We start from the raw sequence: 22,675 nt of genomic DNA, 5'->3' as shown, positions 1-22,675 counted from the left end.
AGTAGAAAGAACGCCTCATGAAAAAGCTCAATCCTGTGTTGGCAGGACCAATATTACGTCGCACTAACCCTCAGCATATCACCCTATGGTTGGCGACCTCATTGTGTCCTTCAAACCTTCAACTTGCGATCAATAACGATGATGTGATTTCCTACAGTGATTTTGATACTGAGCAGGTCTACAAAATAAGCAACAAGCTATGGATCATTCAGTTCCACACTAATCTTTTAACGTCTCAGACTGGCCACTTAGGTTATAACGTGGTTTGGCGAGAATCCAAGAGCAGCGTTCTTAATGACAACATGTTCTATTCATCGTCATCTTGGATAGACATCATATTGTCAGATAAGTCTGATCATATTCTTCACGGTTCATGTAGAAACCCACATCATCATAGTGAAGACAGCCTGCTTCAAGTTGATTCATTGCTCGATCAGTTAGCGACTTCTACAAAAGACGATGATCGACCAGACCTTTTGTTACTTACTGGCGACCAAATCTACGCTGATCATGTTGCCGGTCCAATGTTGGTGGCTATCCATAAAGTCATCAAATTACTTGAGTTACCTAATGAGTCATTTATTGGTGCGCCTGTTGAAAATGCAGATGAACTCTACCATTGTACCAACGCTCTCTATTCTAGAGACCAAATACTCCCCCATTACCAAGATGAGACTCATCGTCTAAAGGGTCTGATTAACAAAAATGACACGCCTATTTTCAGCTCTAGAGAATGCGAAAATCATCTGATTAGCTTCTCAGAATTTTTGGCAATGTACTTGTTAAATTGGTCTCCTGAACTCTGGGATGCCATTCAGTTTAAACAACTGCGTCCCAATGATGGTTCTGAAAACCAACCTTTGTTAGAGAAAGACCAACCTCTTTGGAACTGGGAAAAAGCAGAGCTCGATAAATTTGTCGCTGGCTTACCAAAGATCAGGCGAGTTATGGCGCATGTCCCAAGTTATATGATTTTTGATGATCACGACGTAACTGACGATTGGAACCTAACTGTTGGCTGGGAAAAAGCAGCTTACGAGAACGCGTTTTCTAAGCGAATAATAGGTAACGCTCTATTGTCCTATCTACTGTGCCAAGCTTGGGGTAATACGCCAGTTCAGATGAAGAGTGACTGGCGACACAGTTTGGTTGGGCTGTTCTCTTATGCCAACGCAAACAAAATCATCGCGCAAGACCAACACGATGACTTAATTACGCAATTGCTGCGATACGAGAAGTGGCACTTTAGTCTTGATTCATCACCTAAAGTAGTGGTTCTTGATACTCGCACACGACGCTGGCGTTCCGAGTCCAATCTAAATAAACCATCTGGTCTAATGGACTGGGAAGCGATGGTTGAATTTCAACAAGAGCTCATCGGTCTAGACTCTGTTGTTGTCGTATCTCCCGCACCTATGTTTGGTGTGAAATTTATAGAAACACTACAAAGTATGGCGACAAAAATGGGTAATCCACTAATTATTGATGCTGAAAACTGGATGGCTCATCCTGGAAGCGCCAATACTCTACTGTCTATTTTTACCCATACTAAGACACCTAAGAACTTTGTCATTTTGTCGGGTGACGTACACTACTCCTTCGTCTACGACGTCAAACTTCGTTATAAGCAGACGGACTCGCACATTTACCAAATAACCTGTAGTGGAATAAAGAATGAGTTTCCGGAACCACTACTGACGATTTGTGACACACTCGATAAATGGCTTTATTCACCGCGTTCACCGCTCAACTTGTTTACTAAGCGTAAGCGTTTAAAGATCTTCAAACGTAAGCCAGAACCAAGTCACCATAATCGACTGGTCAATAAAAGTGGTATCGGAAAGGTACGATTGGATGATGAAGGCAAACCTATCGAGATATCGGTCCTTCATGGAGATGGTACAAAAACCACATTCCCTGAAACTAATTCCGAAAGCTAAACTCTAAATACTTGTGATCTGGCTCAACAATCACTATGTATTATAAATAAGCAATAAAATCAGGTAACGCCATGTTTAATTCCATTACTTCAATGTTTAAACAACTTATTGAAGGCGATGACTTATCTAACAACAAGTCAATTAGCCCTAACCTTGCTATCGCTGCACTGCTTTGCGAAGTGTCTAATGCCGATTATCAAGTGGAAGAGGAAGAAGAAAAAGCCAAGCTATCTTTAATTGAACGACTGTTAGGACTTGATGAAACAGAGTCGAAAACTCTGTTGGTTCAAGCGCAAGAACAAACCAAGAACTCAGCGTCTTTGTACGACTTTACCTCAAGCTTGAGAGAATTGAGTCAGGAGAAGCGCTTTGACTTAATCAAAGCCATGTGGGAAGTTGCCAACGCAGACGGAGTTATTGACCCGCTGGAAGATGCAGTGATTCGTAAAGTAGCAGAGCTCCTCTATGTTGATCACAGCGAGTTTATCCGAGCTAAGATTCAAGTCACTGACAAGTAACGCCACACGTTATAAGCACAAAAAAGCCGAGCAGAGAGTATTTCTGATCGGCTTTTGTCATTCTTGGTCAGCGAGTTACAGCATGGTCAATGCCAATTTAGCAAGGTTATACGCATCAACATAGCCCGAGTGCTGTCTACCTTCCCACTCTATTCCTTGGCTTTCTTGTGCCGCTTTGTGACCAATACGCTTATCTTTAAGTCGATTCTGTATGCGATATAAGGTCGCTAGATTAACAAACTCTTTGAATGGCATTTCGATACCTTTCGATTGACATTCTTCGAGTAAGATAATGTCGTCTCGGCCCCATGAAGCATAAATTTTGTTAGGCCCACCAAAATTTTTAACCATCGACTGAATCACAGACGCTAGTGGACGCCCCTGCTTTTCTACTTTACGTGGTGTTATACCGGTAAGCTCTGTACAAAATAACGACACCTTATCAGTTTCAGGCTTAACGTAATATTGTGCTCGCTTCACTACTTCTTGTTTAACTAAATCTATTTCTGCTAGCCCTACTTCAATTATCTCGCCAGTCGTGCCAACACCGTCGACATTCCAACAACACATTTCAAGATCAAAACAAACGACACGATTATAATTCATAGGGATTTTAAGATTAGTTAAACGAACCGTCAGATTGTAACGTATCAAACGTCAAACCTCGACAGTTCTCCATTCAATCGCTAAAAAATCAAGCAACCATTGCTCTGTTCCTGCCTTTATCTTTGCTTCTATATAATAAATCATCGGCACGGTTCATGAGTTTCTCCAAGGACTCTCCTCTAAATACGGACGCACCTATACTCAGTGTACAAACAAAGTTTGGATCGATGGTGTCCCATTTCATAAAGGAAATATCTTCACACACTTCGTTTAGATAAATGTTGAGTAACTCTTCGTCAACACAACGACTTATCACAGCAAACTCATCGCCGCCGAGTCTGAACAGCATATCATCGGGATACAGTTGCGCTTTTATATACGCAGCAACTTGCATCAAGATTTCATCACCAGAAACGTGACCATATTTATCGTTAATTTGCTTAAACTTATCAATATCAATAATGACTAAAGAAAATGGCTTATTGCATGAAATATGGTAATCCGCTAACCGATTGAATGCGCGTCGATTGTACACTTCCGTTAAAGGGTCTCGCTCTACTAAGTATTGCAAGTCACGCGTTCTGCGACTGACCAACTTGGTCAATCTTCGTTGTTCACGCAGCATTAACTGAACCACGTAAGCCAATAGAATCGAAATGATAAAACCGCCTGAAGCAACACATAGGAGAATAAAACTGTCATTCTGAGAAATTTCTGAATCGTGTTTAAACTGAATGTTCCACTGTCGATCATAAAGATCCACAATGATGCTCTTTATATCCCCAGACAACGTTTGCCACGCTGGATTCTCATACATAATGGGGTCATCTTCGGCATCAAACCCTAAATCCACAACTTGAATACCCACTTCTTTACCGATGGAGGTTCGAGAAACAATCTGCTCGAAATATGCGGTTGTCCGAACAACTCCAATAACCACTCCACGTAATGAGTTATCACCGACCTCGAATACTGGGTGGTAAACTAGCATTCCTTGTTTCGGTAACGAACGATCAAACCCGTCCTGTAATAGGCGAATCTTATCTGACAAACTCGGCTCTCCGGTTTCCAGTGTGCTGCGAATCACTCGTCTAACACGCTCTCGGGAAGAGTAGTACCCCAATGCACGTAAGTTGGCTTCATTAACAGGATAGACATCACTTGCCACATAAATAGGTTCATCATTTTCAAGGATATAACCATCTTGGCGAGGTTCGTCTTTAGGTACCGTATATATTTGATAACTAGGAAAGTGTTGCTTGACTCGCTCTACATGCGACTCAATCTGCTCAGGGTACACCTTCTTCATCCATTGCATAGCTATCAAACTTTTTGAATCTGCTAGCAATGGAGCGACAAAAGTGGAGAAATTATCCCACGTTGGTGGTTGAGTTGCGTGATAGAAACTAGCTCCTGCGCCAATAAAAGCAACGTCCAACATGACAAGTTCTTTTATATTCTCTGCTTGGTTTTGAGCTAAGAACTCAAAATTAGAATCGGAAAGTTGTTTTTGTCCTTTATAAACAAGATGTGTAATGAAAATCGTTAATACCAATCCCAGAATTAGTACTAACACGGAGTACCGCTTGACACCACGGTCCTCTTTGCTTAAGCCTGTAACCATATATATTGTCCTAACTGGTTATAGTTTTATTAGTGTTACCAGTTTTTATATTTGTATTAAATATTATTAGCCATGTGATATAAGTATCGAAAATACAATACCTTACCTTTTACTGTTAAATCTTACACAGCTCTGACATGGACAAAAGTTACAGTGTTAAAAAAAACAGCGAAGATCACCTAAATTTGTAAAATCGTCATTATCTGCTGAATTCTTCGCCAAAAAACTCACTTTGTAATGACATTATTGCGAAACCATCGCTCTATGAGCCTTGATTATGCTAGACTTCGCCCCAAAATTAACAACTAATGACTGACACATAGAGAAACTCCTATGAACATCGATCTAAATGTTATCCCAACTACTTTCGACATGTTGCACGCTGGCCTAGCGGCTTCTAGCGTTTTGTTGCTTGCCATCGCGGTATCACGCAAAAGCAAAGTCGTTGAAAAAGTGGTCGAAAAACCAGTAGAGAAGATCGTCGAGGTTGAAAAGCCAGTAGAAAAAATCGTTGAAGTTGAGAAAGTCGTTGAAGTCGAAAAAGTCGTGGAAAAAGTTGTAGAAGTAGAATCTAAACTTGCGACTGCTTCTACCGATTCTGCAATGCAACTTCTGTCTTTGATGCAGCAAGAAGCTCGCATGGTCGATTTCCTGCAAGAAGACCTAACTTCATTCTCCGATGAAGAAGTGGGCGCAGCAGCTCGTGTTGTCCATTCTGGCGGTAAAAAAGTGATCACCGAGTACTTTGCTTTGTCTCCAATTCGCAGTGAAGACGAAGAAACTCGCGTAACAATCGAAGAAGGCTTTGATTCGCAATCTGTTCGCCTAACTGGCAACGTAACCGGTAATGCACCATTCTCAGGCACACTAATTCATAAAGGTTGGAAAGCCGACAAAGTGACTCTGCCTAAGTTGTCTGAGAACTACAACGCATCTGTCATCGCACCAGCAGAGGTAGAGCTATAATGGATCTATCAACGCACGAACAGAATCAGCCATCTGCTCATTACAGTGTAGGTATCGACTTAGGTACTACACACTGTGTTATGTCGTTTCTTGATACGACAAACGAGTCCGCGCAAGTGGAAGTAGTTTCTATTCCACAGCTTACAGCGCCAGGTACTGTAGAATCTTTCAAACAACTAGGTTCATTTCTATATCAACCTCATGAGCACGAGATGGGACAAGGCTCCCGCACTCTGCCATGGACAAGTGAGCCAAAGGCTCTGGTTGGTGCCGTTGCTCGAAACCTTGGTTCAAAAACACCTATTCGTCTCGTAGCGAGTGCTAAATCTTGGCTGTGTCACGGCGGTGTGAACCGACGTGAGAGCTTTCTTCCACAAGGCAGTCCAGAAGAAGTCACCAAAGTGTCTCCTCTTCGTGCGACTGAGCTGTATCTAGAGCACTTGAAAGATACATGGAATCACAAACACCCTGAGCATAAGCTTGAGGACCAAGACGTAACCATAACCGTCCCGGCTTCTTTTGATCCTGCAGCGCGCGATCTTACTGCAGAAGCAGCACGTAACGTTGGATTATCACACCTAACCCTTCTTGAAGAGCCTCAAGCAGCCTTATATAGCTGGATTGACAACAGCGAGGATAAATGGCGTGATGAAGTCAATGTTGGCGATGTAGTGTTAGTAGTCGATGTCGGTGGTGGTACCACAGACTTATCTTTGGTCGCAGTAACAGAACAAGATGGTAACCTGAATCTTGAACGTGTTGCTGTTGGTGAGCATATTCTGCTTGGTGGCGACAATATGGACCTTGCTTTAGCTTATCGCCTAAAGATGAAGCTAGCGCAAGATGGTAAAGAATTGCAACCGTGGCAAGTTCAAGCAATGACTCATGCTTGCCGCGACGCTAAAGAAGCCTTACTAAATGATTCTGAGCTTCAAGCAGTGCCGATTGTTGTCCCTAGTCGTGGCTCTAAGTTACTAGGCGCAACACTGAAAACTGAATTGACCCAACAGGAAGTTCAACAAACTCTTGTAGACGGTTTCTTCCCACAAGTGGGCATTCAAGATCATCCGGTTCAACGTGCTCGCGGTGCATTAACGCAAATGGGCCTTCCTTACGCACAAGATGCGGCGATTACTCGCCATATTGCTGCGTTCTTGAGCCGCCAAAGCAACGCAACAGATAACGCCTTTGCAGGTATTCCTGGCATGCAACCAGCACCTGAGTTCGTCAAGCCAACAGCCTTGCTCTTTAACGGCGGTGTCCTTAAATCGAAACTACTCTCTGATCGTTTGTTCAACACCATTAACGCGTGGCTTGAAACTGCGGGCTCAGACAAGGCAAAAATGCTTTCTGGCCTAGACTTAGATCTTGCCGTTGCAAGTGGTGCAGCTTATTACGGTAGCGTTCGACGTGGTCAAGGTGTTCGAATTCGCGGCGGTATTGCCTCGAGTTACTACATCGGCATTGAAAGTGCGATGCCTGCGATTCCGGGAATGGCTCCTCCAATGGAAGCCCTTTGTGTTGCACCGTTCGGTATGGAAGAAGGCAGTAGTGTTCAAGTCCCTAGTCAAGAATTTGGACTTGTCATTGGTCAACCTGTTCATTTCCAATTCTTCGGTTCAACTACCCGCCGTGATGATGAGGCAGGAGTTCATCTTGACTTTTGGCAACCAGAAGAGCTTGAAGAACTTCCAGAAATTCAAGTTACCTTGCCAGTATCAGAAGGCCGCAGCGTTGGCGAAGTGGTTCCTGTGACACTATCATCGCGCGTTACTGAACTTGGCACTCTATATCTGGAAGCCATCGCTTCGGATAATGGCCAAAAATGGCACGTTGAATTTGACGTCCGCGAAGACGCATAACAATAATTAAATGACAAAACGGCACATTATGTGCCGTTTTTTATCGCTAATCCCAGTCTTTATTAAGACCTAACTGGAGCATGTCATGGCATCCTCACAATATCTGGTCGGTATCGATTTAGGTACAACCAATACGGTTGTCGCATTCTGTGAAATTCAAGACGACCTCTCTAACTCTCCGGTCGAATTGTTTGAAATCGACCAACTCGTTGGCCCGGGCGAAGTAGTGCGTAAACCACTACTGCCCTCTTTCCGTTATCATCCAGCAGCTCAGCAAGTGTCCGAAGCGGACCTCACTCTCCCATGGGAAAATCAATCGGTCGATGGTGATCTGAAAAATATCATCATTGGTGAATGGGCGAGAGAGTTGGGTGCAAAAGTTGAAGGCCGACAGGTCTCAAGTGCTAAGAGTTGGCTATCGCACAATGCAGTTGATCGTGAAGACGACATTCTACCGTGGGCCGGCGCGCAAGATGTCGAAAAAGTGTCGCCAGTCATCGCCAGCGCAAGCTATCTCAACCATATTCGTCAGGCATGGAACCACCGCCATCACTACAACAAACTTGAAGATCAAGATGTAGTCATTACGGTTCCAGCTTCCTTTGATGAAACCGCAAGGAAGCTCACCCTACAAGCCGCAAAATTGGCAGGACTACCAAAAGTCCACCTGTTAGAAGAGCCACAAGCCGTTTGTTATGACTGGTATGCGAGACACAAAGATACCGCAGCACAAGAGTTGGCCCAAGTACCGCTTATTCTGGTATGTGATGTTGGTGGTGGTACTACTGACTTAAGTTTGATTGAAGCTAAACACGACAATGACGAACTAACACTGAATCGAATCGGTGTCGGCGAACACCTTATGTTAGGTGGTGATAATCTTGATCTGGCACTTGCACATATGGCTGAGCAGCGCTTTAACGAGACTAAAAAGCTTAACGCGGCTAGTCTTACCAAGCTGATTCAGCAAACTCGCAAGGCAAAAGAGGCGTTGCTGTCTGAAAATGCTCCAAATGACATGAAAATCACTATGTTGGGTAGTGGTTCTCGTTTAATCGGTGGCACGAAAAGCATCGCTCTTACCAAACAAGAAGTGCATCAAATAGCTTTAGAAGGCTTCTTTCCGACCACGAAGTTTGGTGAGCTACCTGACAAGAAACGAAGCGCTGTCGTTGAATTTGGACTGCCTTACGTTTCCGACCCTGCGGTAAGTAAGCATGTCTCCGAGTTCTTGCATTTGCACCAAGAGGTTGCGAAAGACGCCTTAGGCGATCAAAGTGACCCAGCGATTCCTGTTGGCCTGCTACTCAATGGTGGTGTTTTCAACAGCGACTTGGTCACACGTCGCGTGGTCGATATCGTTGAAAATTGGAAAGGTTCTGCTGTTTCTTTACTCTCTAACCCACATCCAGATTGGTCTGTTGCGCTTGGTGCTGTCGCTTTTGCAAAAGCACGTCGTGGTGCACAGCTTAAAATTGGTGGTGGTAGTGCCCGTTCCTACTTCCTACATCTACAAGAAAAGAACAAACTTGGCCAAGCTTTATGTTTATTGTCCAAAGGTACAGATGAAGGGCAAGAAATTCGTCTGACTGGTCGTCGATTTGCGCTAACTCTGGGTGAACCTGTTCGATTTAACCTTCTTACTTCAACCCATGATTACTTTGGCGAGCATCAAAAAGTACAGAACGGGTTAATGGTTCAAATCGCCCCCGATCAGTTCGCACCGTTGCCTCCATACATCAATACGTTACAGGGTAATGATTCTCAGCTTGCTGCCAATCAAAAAGAACGAGTTGAAGTTCAGCTCGCTTGCCAATTAACCGAGGTTGGTACGCTTAAGATTGAATGTGTAAGCACTGAGGATGATGCTCAGCGATGGGCGCTTGAATTTGAAGTTCGAAATCAGCAGGCACAAGAAGAAACGGTCACCGCTCATCCTGGGCTGGAGCCAAGCAAAGATTTGATTTCTCGTTTGTATAGTGGCAACAAAAACAGCGCTGACAGCAAAGAAATCAAGCTGCTCTCCAAAACACTTGAGAAAAACCTTGGTAAGAAAGATGACTGGGATTTCTATACCTTACGTTCTCTAGTTGACAGTTTTTCACTGGGTCGCAAACGTCGTCGTCGTTCTGAACAACACGAAAAGAATTGGCTTCGCTTAACAGGCTTTTGTATGCGCCCTGGTTTTGGTGATGCGACTGACTCATGGCGTATGGAACAAATCTGGGGGTTGTACCAACAAGGTATTCAGTTCCAGAATGCACAAGGTTGGAGTGATTGGTGGACTTTCTGGCGTCGTGTCTCAGGCGGTCTAAATGAAGAACAGCAGGAAGTAATATTAGGAGGGATCGCCAAATACTTACATCCTGGTGCGATGAAGAATGCCAAAACATTCCAAGGAGCCAAGGATAAAGGCTATGAGGCCATGGTTCGTTTATCGGCAAGCTTAGAGAACTTGTACGTTGATGACAAAGTTCTGTTAGCTACTTGGTATCTCAGCAAGGCCCTCAACCAGTCTCAGTTCGAACAAGCACACTGGTGGGCATTAGGCAGACTTGCCTCTCGTACACCACTCTACGGCAGCCAACATAACGTGATATCGCGGGAACAAATTGAACAATGGCTACCAAAACTTCTTGAGCAAGACTGGCTAAAAGAACCAATGATAGGCTTTGCCTGTGTCCTGATGTGCCGTAAAACCGGCGACCGCTCTCTAGATATTTCTGATGACTATCGAGCACAGGTTCTAGATAAGCTGAAAGCGTCGAAAGCATCTTCTAGTTGGCATGAATTGGTTTCCGAGGTCAAAACACTGTCGGAATCTGATTCTAAAAAGTTATTTGGTGATGCCCTACCAGTTGGTTTGCGACTTATCAATCAATAAAGCAGCGACACAGTTTGCTATGGTTTGGAACACTTTGGCACAAATAGGTAAGTAATATCGGCTATTCCAAGCTAATTTTCGTTAAGGCGTATACATTGCGCCTTAACGATGATTATCACTCCTCATAATAGCGGAAACCTAATAATGAAAAATCGAGTCATTGAGTATCAGCCATTAGGCATCGGTGCTTGGGTAAGAATTGAAGTCACAGTTGAAGTCGCCGATGTTCTTGCTAAAGAATATACAGGTTACGGATGGCCAGTCAGAGTGTATAGCTACATCTACGATGGAAATTAAAAAAAGAGCTCATATGAGCTCTTTTTTTAGATAGCGACTCGTAACCTTAGGCCGATAATCCAAGTACTATCTTTATCAGAAAACGCAGGGTTCTTTATATACTGTAAGTCTGGTGTGACTTGAATATAGTCATTCACAGCCCAGTTATAATATAGCTCTGAGGTAATTTGATTGTCTAAACCACTCCCAAACGCTTCATTGACTTCACTCCAGTTTACGGCGAAACCCAAATTACTCGTTGCATTACCCAAACCAAAGTAGCCGATACCTGCGCTGATAGAAGTATCATACAAGGCTACATCTCCGCTTGAGAACCCTCCTCGAATAAATGGCATCAACTGCGCTGTCGCAAAATAGCTCGCTGAAAAGTTGATACCACGGCCGTTTTGATCGCTATAGGTTGTACTACCATCTGGCAAGGTAATAGTTGACAAGTTATGCCTTGTACCACCATCAATATTCCATGCTGTGACATGTACATTATCGGTATAAATTTGCTCTTGAGAAGCGGTCCAACCAAACTCTAACGTTGTAAAAAGTTTACTGTCGTCAAAGAAAGAATTAAATGGGTCACTAGAGTCACCGTTAGCATCGGCTACCCCACCAATCAGATAAAAATTGTCAGTCAACATATGACCTACGGCTAATCCAAGTACACCATCATCAGGCAAGCCAATTGCACCTCCTCCTGTGCTAAAGGCCAGGTTAGTAAATCCCGTCCAAGGGCTCGCAAGAGCATAAGTATCGACGTAATCGGTGGTATCTAGATACCCAAGCATGAGTGACGTTTTACCCTGGTTTAACTTTTGTTTCCAATACAAGTTAGTGAGACGACTGCCTTGGTCAGAATACGCAGGCCCTATCATACCGACATAGCCGACACCATCAGGTAGACTGGGAGTAACATTGCCGATAAACGAAAACTCTTTAGGTGAAAGATCGGTGTACTTATGTCTGTGCTCTACTTTCCATACCAGTCCACCAACATTACCCGAATCTAGGCCAACTAAGTTCCAACTCCCGTAGAAACGAAACACACCAGCGGCGGCGTTATTCTCGCCTCCTGTCACGGTGTCCGAAGCACGAAGCCCCAGTGATTGATAATCTAAGCCAAATGTAAGATTTTGATTTTGCTCTAACGATTCTCTCCAGTTCAATTTTGGGTTTGGCTTTGTCTTGAGAGTGTTATCGACTGAGTCCGGGCTCCCAAAATCGGCACCAATGGCTATTTTGGGGACGAGCGACGCAAAGATCGCAGCTAAAGCAACACTTGATAGAAGGGTTTTAGTCATCATGCGTCTCACTATAACGTTTCTGATTGGTAATAATCTTCAATGTTAGTGGCTTCCATACTGTAGCCCATTGTCACCGAGGTATTACCATCAACAAGAAAAACATCCTCTGTCTGTTTATCACTGGTGAAAATACCCTCAACCCACACTGGATATTGAACATTTTTAATTTCAAATCCTTCTGGGTAGCGTATTCGCACTATTTGATTTGCTGGCGGCGGTGGCAAATGGATACATGCACCCGCAACTGGCACCAACAGAAAGTCAGTACTTTTCTCTCCTGTCATTTCTAGCGGCACGATAAAGCCAGCCATTCGAATATTTTGTTTATCAAAGCGATCCGTCGTGGTTTCCGATCGAGCTTGCATCTGAGCCATATAAGTCGCTCTTTTCTCGAGTAAATCACGAGCATCGACACCTTCACTACCCAACTCAACAATGATTTGATTAGCAAGTTTTTGATTCGCTTTGTTGGGCACAGAGTCTAATAACAAAATCGTTTGTAAAGATTCTCTCTGAGCTTCGGTTATATCCGGTAAGACTACAATTTCTTCTTTCATTTGAGGTTTCAAATCCGTCCAATCTAAGACCGAGATTTGACTCGCAGACACGGAAAACGAAAATAGAACAACAATCAGGCTAGAACACCAATTCAACATGTACATTACTCTTGTTAAGAGGGCTCAGTTTCTGAGCCCCATTGAATGGCTATAGTGTGTTCTTGTAAACAACACCGTCTTTCATGATCACTTTAATTGTGTCTAAGTCTGCCTCTCGGGGCTCAGCATCAAACCATTTCTCGTTGGCACCGATTACTGATAAGTCCTCGAGTGGATTACCATCTACTAAGATAAGATCGGCGTATGCACCTTCTTCAACCACGCCTAACTTACCTTCAGGATAAGGATCCATGACCCCAGATAGTTTGACAATTTCGCCATTCACTGACGTCAAGCCTTTGAGTGTGAAGAAGTTACCCAGCTCTTTACCAGCAAGGAATATGGTATGGTCGGTTTGCTTAATGCAAGCGGTTACATCACCAACACAGTCCGTGTGAAAACCCCATTTAGGTTGATACTTGTTGACATTTTCAATGTACTTGGAGAATGCCTTCGTCGCTGATTCTGCTTTTCGTTTCGAAGCCGGATTAGAGTTGATCGCTTCGATTTGAGTCAAATAGGGAGAAAAAGCCGTCATATTGGTTGTGATATACGCTCCCTTCTCTTTCATCTTTTTAGCAATATCACCGTCAAACATAAAACCGTGTTCAATGGTTTTTACGCCCGCATCAAGGTTGCGTAAAATTGCTTTTTTACTGTATGCGTGAGACATAACGTAAGAGCCATAAGCCTCGGCAATTTCTACCGCTGCCGAAATTTCTTCTGGCGACATCGCATTTAGCTGCCAAGGGTCAAAAGATGAAGCGACACCGCCGGAAGACATGATCTTAATTTGCGTGTTGCCTTGTTTGAAATTCTGACGAGCAGCGGCCTTTATGTCGGTAATACCATCGGCATTAAAGCTGACGCTGTTTCTCGCCATACTCGTCGTAGAACCGAAAAAATGTTGATTGGCTGTTGTGAGATTACTAAAGTCTGCGTGAGAACCTGTAGGACCAATGAAAGCGCCAGAGGTATAAAGTCTAGGTCCCTCCAGCATCCCTGAGTCTATCGTTTTTCGTAAGCCGGTATTCAATCCTCCAGCATCACGCCAAGTGGTGAAGCCTGAACGAAACGCCGCTCGAGCGTTAACCGTAGAACGCGCGGCTAATTCTTCTATCGTGCGATTATTCTCGTGGTCACTCAAGTTACCGCCGTTTAATAGCAGATGGCCATGCCCTTCAATCAGACCCGGCATTAATGTCATACCACTCCCATCAATGACTTGCGCATCGGAGACTTCAACTACATCTTTCAATACCGCTTTGATTAAGTTGTCTTCCACTAATACGTAGTGGTTTTCATACAGTTTGTTGTCTGTGCCATTAAAAACATTAACGTTCTTAAACAAAATTGTGTCTGCTTGTGCTGAGAGCGCACAGGCACAAGAAGCTGCGAGAAGAGACAGTTTGCCGCCGATCGATTTCATTATTTCACCTTTAGTCCGTGCCAAGTGGAATCCACTTCGCGTAACATTCCGAATCATTGATATGAATTTGCTGCTACGAGGCTAATTGTTTTTATGTAACACGCTGAGTTCACAAACAATTAACATCTAAACCTTAGGTGATAATTTATACATTTGCGAACCTAACGTATTGCCATTTGGCGACAAAACTTAAAGGTTGCTTTTACGTGGGGAGATTTGACCTATATTGCGAGGGAGTGATACCAACGTATCGCTTAAATGCTCGCGTGAAATGCGCGGAATCAGAGTAACCAAATTGTTGAGCAACTGTCGCAATAGTAGATGAAGACATAAGCTCAGTTTTAATGAGTTCAAACAGGATCTGTTCACTAAATTCCTTGTAATTGGTTTCCTCCTCTTTAAGTCGGCGTTGAATCGTTCTTGAGTGGATATTAATAACCTCAGAAGCTACATCTAGAGGTAACTTTCCAGCGGTAAAGTAGGGTTTAAGCGCGAGTTTTAAACTCTGAGTAAACCGTCCCAACTTTGGTAACGGTTCGCTGGGTACAGATTTTTGAACGTTAAATTTGGTCATCTGCATCATTACACTGTCAGGTATTTTAATTGCAGTCACAGGGCGTTCGTTATAGAGCACCACATTCTGAAGTTGCGGTAGCAATTTAAACGCCTCAACTGAAGATGACTGAACACCAATTTCTTTCGGATGATACTGTCCTGCTGTTAACTGATGGACTAACTGTGTCATAAACGTCACAGAAAATATCTCTGCATATTGGAACCAAACTTCATCTGCACCCGTTTTCTCCCTTACAAACCACCACGCTCCACCAGCCCTTTTTATGTAGACTTTGGTATTGGACGATTCCATTTCTAGCAGTTGACCAAATCTGCTAAGCGCCTCATGAACCGTCGTATTAACGGGTAATTTACTCAGATAATACGGGACATATTCAAGTGAGACCATTTCCCATACCCTAATCCCAAATTGATCGCTAGATAATCGCTTTCCGAGATGACATAACAGGTTTTTCAACGTTGATTCTGGTAAATAAGAATAGTTAGGTCGTTGAACAATTGTATTGGGAATACGCGCTTCTCTTAATAAAGGAAGTAGATCAACATCCATCCCCTTGAAGAGGTCAATAAAAAACATGACGTGTTCTGTTCGAATTATGTGGACTTGCTCTTCTTTTCTAGGTCTGGCCATCATCTAGTACACAAGTAATTAGGTGGTATAGGACTAATATAGTCTATCCTAGATGTTAACCATCTGAATAAATTAGTATTTAAAGGAATAGATATGAAGTCGGTTAGTTTAGCTGCTTTAACTAGCATGACGGTGCTTTCCCCTTGCCTCGCTCAGTCAAGTCAGTCCGAGGAATGGGAATATTTGTTGGTGTTCCCAATGATATGGACACCAAGCATCACCGGTACCTCAGGAAATTCAGGTGGTATCGTGGATATTGACATTCCTTTTGATAATATTGTTAGTAACTTAAATTTCGGTCTCATGGGCGATTTCTATGCTCAGAAAGGTAAATGGCTATTGGGTGTTCGCGCTAACTATTTGCATATCAAAAGCTCCAATTCATCGACTTACAAACCGAAACTGCCGTTTCTTCCGGATATCACAACCACTATCGATCTAGATGCCACTATGTCTTTAAATGACCTCTTCGCTGGTTATGAAGTCACCCATGGCTTAGTGATGCTGACTGGGGTTAGACATACTTACAGTAAGTTCAATATTGACATAGGTGTTAACGAATACGACGCCCCATCGATCAATTCATCAGGGCACCAATTCGACTGGTTGGTGGGGTTAAAATATGCCCACTGGTTTAATCAGGACTGGGGATTGAGTCTTACTGTAGATACTAGTATTGCTGGCGACAATGATGTGAATAGAGGGCTCAATCTCGCTGGAATGTATCGATTAAGTAATCTAAACAACATTTGGTTCGGTTATCGCTACTTAAATATTCAAAATGACTCGGGCACTACACAGATAGATGTCACCCAGCAGGGCCCGATGATAGGTTGGGCGTTCAGTTTTTAGAATTGAGCATTCTACAACCTATTTAACATTCTTAGCCTTGTTTGAAGATGAGCAGCCAAGTCGATATGCAACCACAACTCTTCAATATCTTGAACTCTAAAATGTACGATCATTAACGACTCCTATAGTTTGATTGACAATCAAACATACCGCACGAAAATGATCGACATTTGCCAGATTACGCCATCAATAGCGAATAACTCCCTGCCTAGAATTGATACTTGAGCCCCGTAGATTCGAGAATGCTATATATTTCTCGCTGGCTTTCAGATGTTTTGCCTTTCATACCCCCAACCGCCCTAAGCTGCTTCCGCATCTCTAACCACTCCTCACTACCCCAAAGTAATGAGTCTTGCTTAAGTAGTTCAAATTGTTGGTTGAGATCACTGATTATTTGCTCTCCCGATAAGAAAAACCCCACTTCATTGTTGTAAAGCAACGAACGAAAATCGAGATTGGTCGTGCCTACAAACGCTGTTTCATCAATAATCAGAAATTTCGCATGAAGTTTGCCATAGTATTGTGTTCCACCGAGTAATACCGAGTCGGGTTTACCTAATTGGTAGAACTTGATTCTTGGATGGTTAACCGCCTTCTTCCAAGCTGATGATTGAAGGAACTTTTCGTTGAGCTCGTTATTATCAAGGTCATCGTCTAACCAAGTTTGCTTGAGGGTTTCATCTTGCATAATGAGTGAAGGTACCGTGTGCATGTCGATCACGGCTTGAGTGAAGAAGTTATCACTAGTAAGTACTGAGTTAGTAATAACCTCAATACTTCGCTCTGGATCTTGTTCCAACCAACTCAACGCGATGTTTAGCTCTCTATCGATTACGCCTTCATCTTTTAGTAAATCCGACTGAAGAAACAGGTATGGCGACACCACTCTTATTTTTTTAAGCTCAGTATTGCTATAGGCAGTTTTCGCCAAAATGCCGCTGATTGAATTGGCATTAGCACTTTTGTTATGGCTATAACGCGTCACAACATCGTCCGCATTTAGATTGTCCAATTCGTGCGCAAATTTGGTATCTGCAGTACGATAATCTATATCTAGATACTGAGCTATACCAATGTATGCCTGATTAAACTCTGGGTTTGCTTTCAACTTCTGATAAGACTTTAACAATAAAGACTTGTCTCGATTGTAACTTGACCATGTATCAAGCTTTTTGTTGCCAGGTTTAGTAAACAGGACCGTAAAATAATACTCACTTAGTCGAGATGGCGACTGCTCAGGTTTCGATTCAAGTAAAGGACGGATTATGACTTCAATATCACGAAACGCTGAGTAGTCCTTATTTCCATTACTATCGATCCCGTAATAATGAAGCGACATATTCCGCCCACCCGTAATCACATAAGCATTTTGATTATAGAAACCGTCCACAATAAATAGCTTGTCGTGAGAGCGATGGTTCCATCTGGAATCACCATCTGTTAGTGCATTGAAGACAACCGCCTGTACGCGTGCTTTCTGAGTTGTAATCTGTCCTTCTCTATCACGAATATAGCCCGCGTTTTTTTCACACTGCATAAGGCCTTTTAAGTTCCCATTGTTAAGACTGTACGAACCCAAGCTATCTACCATAATGCGGATATCAACACCGCGTTGCACGGCCTCACACAAAGCTCCTAATGTGGCTTTACCTGCTAAATCGTCAGAGAAGATATAGTATGTAAGATCAATGGTGTGTTTCGCGTTTTCAATCAAGTAGATCTTCGCGGCTAGACTCTTTATCGCGTCCGCCTGCTGTGAGCCAATCACTTTAACAAGTGCTGGTTGAACTGGTAGTCGATTCTCAGACGAGAGTTTAAGATAATCTTTCTCTAAATCTTCAGCGTCGCGCCAACGACGCTGCTCCATTAGCTGTGATGTCCACTCATCGTCAGAAGAACTCGGAGAGTGAGCATTAGAAGCACACCCGCCCAAAACTAACGATAAAACGAAGATAGAAATCCCTTTCCACATTGAGCCAATTCTCCTTGCATTAATCTTTGGCTTTTTCTGGCTCTTCTAGCCAAGATACGAACAGTTGATAACTCAAACTTAATACAACGGCACCAACAAACAGGCCGACTATTCCTGACATAGCCATTCCACCTAACGCACCCAATAGTAAAACCAACATGGGAATATCTGATCCTCGACTTAGTAACATAGGCTTAAGAACCGCGTCGCTGCCGCTGACGATGACACACCATACTAAAAACAGTACTGCTGCTGTGGTCGACTGGGTACCGAACACATAAGCAATCACCGGAATAAGCGCCAGTATTGGCGGTAACTGGATAATAGCCATTAACAAGACCGCTAGTGCCCAAAGCCCTATCGCAGGCACATCAACGAACGCCATACCGACTGCGGCCATGATCGATTGAATAACCGCAACACCCAACACGCCTTGTACGACGCTACGAACTGTTGATTTGGATAGATTGACTAGCTCCGCACCTTTGCCGTTAGTGAGTCGATTAGCCACTTTGTTGAACGCTTTTTGGCAGTTCTCAGCATTCGCCATAAACACGCCAGCAATGATGGTCGAAACGATAAATTGTAGTAGCCCACCCGCAAAGGACCCCACAGCACCAGCTAATGTTGTTGCTAGCGATTTTATCTGCTCACTATATTTAGCCATCGCTCCTTCTAAGTTAGTCGAAGCATGATACATAGCGGCATATATCTTTTCACCAACTACAGGCAATTCTTTGACGGCTTGAGTCGGCCTTGGTACTTGAAGTGTTCCGTCCTGTAGCTGCGAATACACTTCTGTGCCTCCCGTATATAAACCACTAGATAACCAAACGAGTGGAATAAGTAGTAGCAGAACGCCAATCAACGAAAGCAACCCACTTGCTTTACCTTTGGAAATACGGCATTTAGCGTGTAACCATAACGCCACTGGATAGAGTGCGACGGCGATAATACCGCCCCAAACAACGAGCATCATGAAAGGTCTAAGAATGGAAAAACACCAATAGACCAAAATGGAAATGGTCGCGATTTTGATAAAAGTATCGATCGCATTTTTATTGAAGGAACTGTCAAAATTCATAACGTTTACCTAAATAGATTTCATCATCTGTCCATTGAACTGCAGGACCTTCCATTGCCTCGTTTCAATAAAGAAAGCAGCAATCATCATGTATAAAGCGACCAAACCAAGAAGTCCGAGCCTTATCCACATTTTTTCGTCAATCACACCAGAGCTCATTAACGTCGTGCCTATCAACACCAAAGCGGTATTGAATGCCGTCGCGTACACCGGTGCCTTTGTAGGCTCTGAGTACATTTTGCTACCGATAACAATTGCTAGAAGACTGATAAAGACAGTGTAAAAAACAATATTAGGGACTAGAGCTAATACACCAAACACTAGAACGGCAATCACACCACCAATACCATTGCTAATTAGCAAAAACAGACTTAGCTTGATGGACTTTTCGCCGGTTATCATTAACGATAACAAAGCAATAAATATCATCGAAAGTAGCGCTTCAGAGATCTGGAAAATGAAGAAGAAACAGACAACAGGGAAAGCGACAATCATCGCTTTCAACGCGGAATGCCAGCGGAATTCCGAAGTAAATGGAACCGTTTGATAGCCCTGATGCGTTTCTTCTCTCTCCGGCATATAGATGTGCATTATTGCGAATATTGCGACTGCAATAGCACCAGATAAACTTAAACCCAACGCCAAAAATATAGCAATTGGTGGACTATCAATTGCCATAAAAGGCAACATCAATGTCGACATTAACAATATGGTTGCGAACAAATTCCATTTCGGGTCGAGAAACAGGTAATACCCCAACATCATCAACATTCCTACCCCTATTAATAGAGGAACCGGATATTGAGCAAGACCTAAGCTTAAGCTAACACCAATTACAACGGTTACGATCATCGCAAGAAGAAGTTCATAGACGATGTCTTTGTGTAATACCTTCTTTTCAAACAGAAACTTAGCGGTGAAAATCGGTGTTACAAACGCCAATGGCCAATCTATCCAAGCAGCAAGAAACGTAGCAATACCGACACCAAGCGTAAATCTGAGTACGCGATTTTGTGTGTTATCGGACATAAGACATCCAACTCACGATTCGAATCCAAGCCTTGCCTAACATGTTGAAGATGGTGTTGTTATCGGTGTATACCACGACATCCGCTTGACCACCTATTCGCAGCAACCCTGTCGTATCAGCCGTATCGAATTCAATCGTAACCGGAAGCATTTGAGTTTGTCTTAACCAGCCAGTTTGATTATTGGCTTGAGCCAGTTTGCCAGCTTGGTTGGACTGCCCCCAATCCACGCCCCAATCAACACTTGATATTTTGCCTGTGATGACCTTTCCTGGAGCAAAGTCGAGTGCTATTTCAACCTCATTACCTGGTTGAATATTACCTAAACTGTTCTCTCTAAAGTAAGCCTCAATCCAAATGCTATCTGTTGACACAAACGTCATTATGGGTTGGCCAGCGCTCGCATAAAATCCTTCGGACAAACTGAAGTTTGAGACGCCACCGTTGGTTGGAGCTCTAACTACGGTACGTTCTAAGTCCAGTTGAGCCTTCTCTAATGCAAGTAAAGCTGCTTTAATCTGGCTATTTTCTTCACCTTCTGCGCCAAGCTGTTTATTGGCTTTGTCCAAATCTGCCTGTGCATTTTGAACATTGGCGCGTGCCCTCGCCAAATTCGCTCTTGCTTTATCAGCCTCAGAAGCGGAAATCACCCCTTTTTCTGCCATAGTAAGTACACGACGAGTTTGCAGTTCAACGTTATCTCGTTCGACGATACTGCTGGTCAAACGAGCCTGTGCAGAGGCGATCGTCGCCGTTTGAGCTCCAACATTTTGTCCAGCAATTTCCAAATCCTGTTCCGCTTTTTGAACAGCTATCTCATAGTCCACCGGATTAAGAGCAATCAATGTATCGCCCTCTGACACTAACTGATTAGGCTTTACCTGAATATCGATCACTTGCCCAGAAACCTGAGGTTTGATCGGCACGACATAGCCTTTGACGCGCGCATTGTCTGTAGAGGGAATGATTCGATCTGAAATAATACTGATAGCGAGACTAGCTACAATAAAGACAACAAGAGCATTGGTAACTTTCTTCACTTTGTTCTGTTTCGCTTGCTCTGCGTTTTGTTCAGCTTGTTCAATTTGAGAATCTTTGTTCTGTTTCTCTACTGGCTGACTTTTTGATTCTGGTTTATCGCTCATTACTCATCCCTTGTTAACAACTTAATAACCAATCCTATCTAGGTATAGACTATTACCGGAACAAATTAAATTTAATTACTTTAAAAATTAGTATATTAGAGAACCAACACGTGTTTACTTTGCTGATTATCACTGAGCGAAAATTGTAGTTGATGTGTTTTTTCAGATTTGCCATTTTGCGCCAAAGGTCTAACCTAAACATTATCAATATCTCAAAAATACCGTTTTAACGCCTATGACCACTAGCAAGGACCCAATTACGCCACTGATCAAATCTGGTTACGCCCGCGTATTGGTAGAACTCTTTCGCGAATACAACCACGACCCTCACCAAGCGATAAAAGAATCTGGATTACCACCAGACTTGTTCGATTTGGATCAAGAATTCTTACCCCAAGAGCCAGTGAAAAAATTAATCTATTTATTGGGAAATCAATTAGGAATTACTCAATTCGGCGATCTATTACGAACGGCGATTAGGCAAAAAGTTATACCACGCCTACTAGGTGAGTTATCTGAATGCAATACGGTAGAGGAAGCTTTAGTCCATACAAAACAAGTGTTTCAGTACGATGCCGTTGGCGTCAATGTTGGACTAGAACAGAGTCATGGAAGGACTTGGTATTGGTGCAAACGCCAATTTGATGACAGCCCGTTATTCCTTTGGTCAGAGATTTGGGCAGTGCTTTACGCTATCGAATTGGTCCGAGCCATGACTAAGTCCACATGGACTCCTAAACAAATTAAAATCCAATCGAAGGAAGTTGATGTATTTAAAGCTATCATAGGGACGTCACCACAATATTTCGTTGAAAATGAACGTATAGAATGGTTAATCGATAAGGAGATTTTGCAGCACGCTCCAAATATCACCAGTAAAGATTGTGCACCACAAGAACCATTAGTGACTTGGCACGCTAACTTTACCGACCGCGTGTTTACGGCATTATTACCCTATGTTCGGGAACACAACCTTACCCTAGAGCAAGCAGCCAAACTGTTAAAGCTGACACCACGTACGCTGCAGCGAAGGCTCAATGAAGAGCGAACAAGTTTCCGCCATATCAAAGATAATCTAGTATTTACTGTCGCAGTAGAACTAATGGGCGAAGAACGATCACTGACTCACATTGCTAGTCAACTTGGCTTTTCCGATATTTCTCACTTTTCGCGTTCGTTTAAGCGCATCAGCGGCCTAACACCTAAAATGTATCAAAGAACGATATTAAGTTTGAACGAAACACAGCGCAGTCCATAACCAAACAACACGGCTCATTCTTACAACAAGATACCAAAAAGAACTGGTTAAG

The 22,675-nt window shown here is 43.2% G+C and carries 18 protein-coding genes; 8 read left to right on the top strand and 10 right to left on the bottom strand.

The window, feature by feature from the left end; all coding sequences use genetic code 11:
• The first annotated feature begins 17 nt into the window (after nucleotides 1-17).
• Nucleotides 18-1,940: an alkaline phosphatase D family protein gene (locus tag JKJ11_RS08215; protein ID WP_252039058.1), complete on the top strand. Its 1,923-nt coding sequence runs from the start codon at nucleotides 18-20 to the stop codon at nucleotides 1,938-1,940.
• Between the two features lie 71 nt (nucleotides 1,941-2,011).
• Nucleotides 2,012-2,458, top strand: a complete 447-nt coding sequence (locus JKJ11_RS08210; RefSeq protein ID WP_006071430.1) for a tellurite resistance TerB family protein — start codon at nucleotides 2,012-2,014, stop codon at nucleotides 2,456-2,458.
• Between the two features lie 75 nt (nucleotides 2,459-2,533).
• Here the strand turns inward: JKJ11_RS08210 and JKJ11_RS08205 are convergent, their stop codons facing one another.
• Entirely contained in the window at nucleotides 2,534-3,064 is a 531-nt protein-coding gene (locus JKJ11_RS08205) for a 3'-5' exonuclease (protein ID WP_006071429.1), read from the bottom strand.
• An 88-nt stretch (nucleotides 3,065-3,152) separates the two neighbouring features.
• Nucleotides 3,153-4,688: a sensor domain-containing diguanylate cyclase gene (locus JKJ11_RS08200; RefSeq protein WP_006071428.1), complete on the bottom strand. Its 1,536-nt coding sequence runs from the start codon at nucleotides 4,686-4,688 to the stop codon at nucleotides 3,153-3,155.
• A gap of 333 nt (nucleotides 4,689-5,021) precedes the next feature.
• Here JKJ11_RS08200 and JKJ11_RS08195 point away from each other — a divergent pair, with 333 nt between their 5' ends.
• The 4 genes from JKJ11_RS08195 to JKJ11_RS08180 all read left to right on the top strand — a co-directional run bounded on the left by JKJ11_RS08195 (nucleotide 5,022) and on the right by JKJ11_RS08180 (nucleotide 10,697).
• Complete coding sequence (locus JKJ11_RS08195; protein ID WP_006071427.1) at nucleotides 5,022-5,654, top strand: DUF2760 domain-containing protein; 633 nt, start codon at nucleotides 5,022-5,024, stop codon at nucleotides 5,652-5,654.
• A complete protein-coding gene (locus JKJ11_RS08190) occupies nucleotides 5,654-7,516 on the top strand; it encodes an Hsp70 family protein (RefSeq protein ID WP_006071425.1) in 1,863 nt (620 codons plus the stop codon). Before JKJ11_RS08195 ends, JKJ11_RS08190 begins: the two co-directional genes overlap by 1 nt.
• An 85-nt stretch (nucleotides 7,517-7,601) precedes the next feature.
• Complete coding sequence (locus JKJ11_RS08185) at nucleotides 7,602-10,400, top strand: Hsp70 family protein (protein WP_252039057.1); 2,799 nt, start codon at nucleotides 7,602-7,604, stop codon at nucleotides 10,398-10,400.
• A 144-nt stretch (nucleotides 10,401-10,544) separates the two neighbouring features.
• On the top strand, nucleotides 10,545-10,697 hold the full coding sequence (locus JKJ11_RS08180) for a hypothetical protein (RefSeq protein ID WP_006071423.1): 153 nt from the start codon (nucleotides 10,545-10,547) through the stop codon (nucleotides 10,695-10,697).
• 26 nt (nucleotides 10,698-10,723) lie between these two features.
• On the opposite strand, the gene JKJ11_RS08175 is transcribed toward JKJ11_RS08180, so the two are convergent.
• The 4 genes from JKJ11_RS08175 to JKJ11_RS08160 form a co-directional block, all read right to left on the bottom strand.
• Nucleotides 10,724-11,989: a carbohydrate porin gene (locus JKJ11_RS08175; protein WP_006071422.1), complete on the bottom strand. Its 1,266-nt coding sequence runs from the start codon at nucleotides 11,987-11,989 to the stop codon at nucleotides 10,724-10,726.
• Nucleotides 11,990-12,000: 11 nt separating this feature from the next.
• Entirely contained in the window at nucleotides 12,001-12,648 is a 648-nt protein-coding gene (locus JKJ11_RS08170) for a DUF3299 domain-containing protein (protein WP_006071421.1), read from the bottom strand.
• Nucleotides 12,649-12,697: 49 nt separating this feature from the next.
• Complete coding sequence (locus JKJ11_RS08165) at nucleotides 12,698-14,077, bottom strand: metal-dependent hydrolase family protein (protein WP_252039056.1); 1,380 nt, start codon at nucleotides 14,075-14,077, stop codon at nucleotides 12,698-12,700.
• 202 nt (nucleotides 14,078-14,279) lie between these two features.
• Nucleotides 14,280-15,230 (bottom strand): helix-turn-helix domain-containing protein, encoded by a 951-nt coding sequence (locus tag JKJ11_RS08160; RefSeq protein WP_252039055.1) that lies wholly within the window; start codon nucleotides 15,228-15,230, stop codon nucleotides 14,280-14,282.
• Nucleotides 15,231-15,377: 147 nt separating this feature from the next.
• Here JKJ11_RS08160 and JKJ11_RS08155 point away from each other — a divergent pair, with 147 nt between their 5' ends.
• Entirely contained in the window at nucleotides 15,378-16,136 is a 759-nt protein-coding gene (locus JKJ11_RS08155; RefSeq protein ID WP_006071418.1) for a hypothetical protein, read from the top strand.
• Nucleotides 16,137-16,344: 208 nt separating this feature from the next.
• Here JKJ11_RS08155 and JKJ11_RS08150 read toward each other — a convergent pair whose 3' ends face one another.
• The 4 genes from JKJ11_RS08150 to JKJ11_RS08135 are packed head-to-tail and all read right to left on the bottom strand — an operon-like array spanning nucleotide 16,345 to nucleotide 21,365.
• Nucleotides 16,345-18,108 carry a phospholipase D family protein gene (locus JKJ11_RS08150; RefSeq protein ID WP_252039054.1) on the bottom strand — a complete coding sequence of 588 codons (1,764 nt, stop codon included), beginning with the start codon at nucleotides 18,106-18,108 and terminating at the stop codon, nucleotides 16,345-16,347.
• A gap of 19 nt (nucleotides 18,109-18,127) precedes the next feature.
• Nucleotides 18,128-19,192 carry an AI-2E family transporter gene (locus tag JKJ11_RS08145; RefSeq protein ID WP_006071416.1) on the bottom strand — a complete coding sequence of 355 codons (1,065 nt, stop codon included), beginning with the start codon at nucleotides 19,190-19,192 and terminating at the stop codon, nucleotides 18,128-18,130.
• A 9-nt stretch (nucleotides 19,193-19,201) separates the two neighbouring features.
• The gene (locus JKJ11_RS08140; RefSeq protein WP_096443619.1) at nucleotides 19,202-20,221 is read right to left on the bottom strand and encodes a DUF2955 domain-containing protein; all 1,020 of its coding nucleotides are present in this window, start codon (nucleotides 20,219-20,221) and stop codon (nucleotides 19,202-19,204) included.
• The gene (locus JKJ11_RS08135; RefSeq protein WP_006071414.1) at nucleotides 20,211-21,365 is read right to left on the bottom strand and encodes an HlyD family secretion protein; all 1,155 of its coding nucleotides are present in this window, start codon (nucleotides 21,363-21,365) and stop codon (nucleotides 20,211-20,213) included. Before JKJ11_RS08135 ends, JKJ11_RS08140 begins: the two co-directional genes overlap by 11 nt.
• Before the next feature lie 235 nt (nucleotides 21,366-21,600).
• Here JKJ11_RS08135 and JKJ11_RS08130 point away from each other — a divergent pair, with 235 nt between their 5' ends.
• Nucleotides 21,601-22,623 carry a helix-turn-helix domain-containing protein gene (locus JKJ11_RS08130; protein ID WP_031495396.1) on the top strand — a complete coding sequence of 341 codons (1,023 nt, stop codon included), beginning with the start codon at nucleotides 21,601-21,603 and terminating at the stop codon, nucleotides 22,621-22,623.
• Nucleotides 22,624-22,675: the final 52 nt, after the last annotated feature.

The sequence above is a fragment of the Vibrio sp. SCSIO 43133 genome (genome assembly GCF_023716845.1).
Classification (GTDB): domain Bacteria; phylum Pseudomonadota; class Gammaproteobacteria; order Enterobacterales; family Vibrionaceae; genus Vibrio; species Vibrio mediterranei.
Note: the sequence above shows the minus strand (reverse complement) of the source record. Positions and strands in the feature narration are given on the sequence as shown.

Excerpts from the sequence above, each read along its gene's own strand:
- JKJ11_RS08215 (WP_252039058.1), top strand. The coding sequence starts at position 18 with ATGAAAAAGCTCAATCCTGTGTTGGCAGGACCAATATTACGTCGCACT.
- JKJ11_RS08210 (WP_006071430.1), top strand. The coding sequence starts at position 2,012 with ATGTTTAATTCCATTACTTCAATGTTTAAACAACTTATTGAAGGCGAT.
- JKJ11_RS08205 (WP_006071429.1), bottom strand. The coding sequence starts at position 3,064 with ATGAATTATAATCGTGTCGTTTGTTTTGATCTTGAAATGTGTTGTTGG.
- JKJ11_RS08200 (WP_006071428.1), bottom strand. The coding sequence starts at position 4,688 with ATGGTTACAGGCTTAAGCAAAGAGGACCGTGGTGTCAAGCGGTACTCC.
- JKJ11_RS08195 (WP_006071427.1), top strand. The coding sequence starts at position 5,022 with ATGAACATCGATCTAAATGTTATCCCAACTACTTTCGACATGTTGCAC.
- JKJ11_RS08190 (WP_006071425.1), top strand. The coding sequence starts at position 5,654 with ATGGATCTATCAACGCACGAACAGAATCAGCCATCTGCTCATTACAGT.
- JKJ11_RS08185 (WP_252039057.1), top strand. The coding sequence starts at position 7,602 with ATGGCATCCTCACAATATCTGGTCGGTATCGATTTAGGTACAACCAAT.
- JKJ11_RS08180 (WP_006071423.1), top strand. The coding sequence starts at position 10,545 with ATGAAAAATCGAGTCATTGAGTATCAGCCATTAGGCATCGGTGCTTGG.
- JKJ11_RS08175 (WP_006071422.1), bottom strand. The coding sequence starts at position 11,989 with ATGACTAAAACCCTTCTATCAAGTGTTGCTTTAGCTGCGATCTTTGCG.
- JKJ11_RS08170 (WP_006071421.1), bottom strand. The coding sequence starts at position 12,648 with ATGTTGAATTGGTGTTCTAGCCTGATTGTTGTTCTATTTTCGTTTTCC.
- JKJ11_RS08165 (WP_252039056.1), bottom strand. The coding sequence starts at position 14,077 with ATGAAATCGATCGGCGGCAAACTGTCTCTTCTCGCAGCTTCTTGTGCC.
- JKJ11_RS08160 (WP_252039055.1), bottom strand. The coding sequence starts at position 15,230 with ATGTTTTTTATTGACCTCTTCAAGGGGATGGATGTTGATCTACTTCCT.
- JKJ11_RS08155 (WP_006071418.1), top strand. The coding sequence starts at position 15,378 with ATGAAGTCGGTTAGTTTAGCTGCTTTAACTAGCATGACGGTGCTTTCC.
- JKJ11_RS08150 (WP_252039054.1), bottom strand. The coding sequence starts at position 18,108 with ATGTGGAAAGGGATTTCTATCTTCGTTTTATCGTTAGTTTTGGGCGGG.
- JKJ11_RS08145 (WP_006071416.1), bottom strand. The coding sequence starts at position 19,192 with ATGAATTTTGACAGTTCCTTCAATAAAAATGCGATCGATACTTTTATC.
- JKJ11_RS08140 (WP_096443619.1), bottom strand. The coding sequence starts at position 20,221 with ATGTCCGATAACACACAAAATCGCGTACTCAGATTTACGCTTGGTGTC.
- JKJ11_RS08135 (WP_006071414.1), bottom strand. The coding sequence starts at position 21,365 with ATGAGCGATAAACCAGAATCAAAAAGTCAGCCAGTAGAGAAACAGAAC.
- JKJ11_RS08130 (WP_031495396.1), top strand. The coding sequence starts at position 21,601 with ATGACCACTAGCAAGGACCCAATTACGCCACTGATCAAATCTGGTTAC.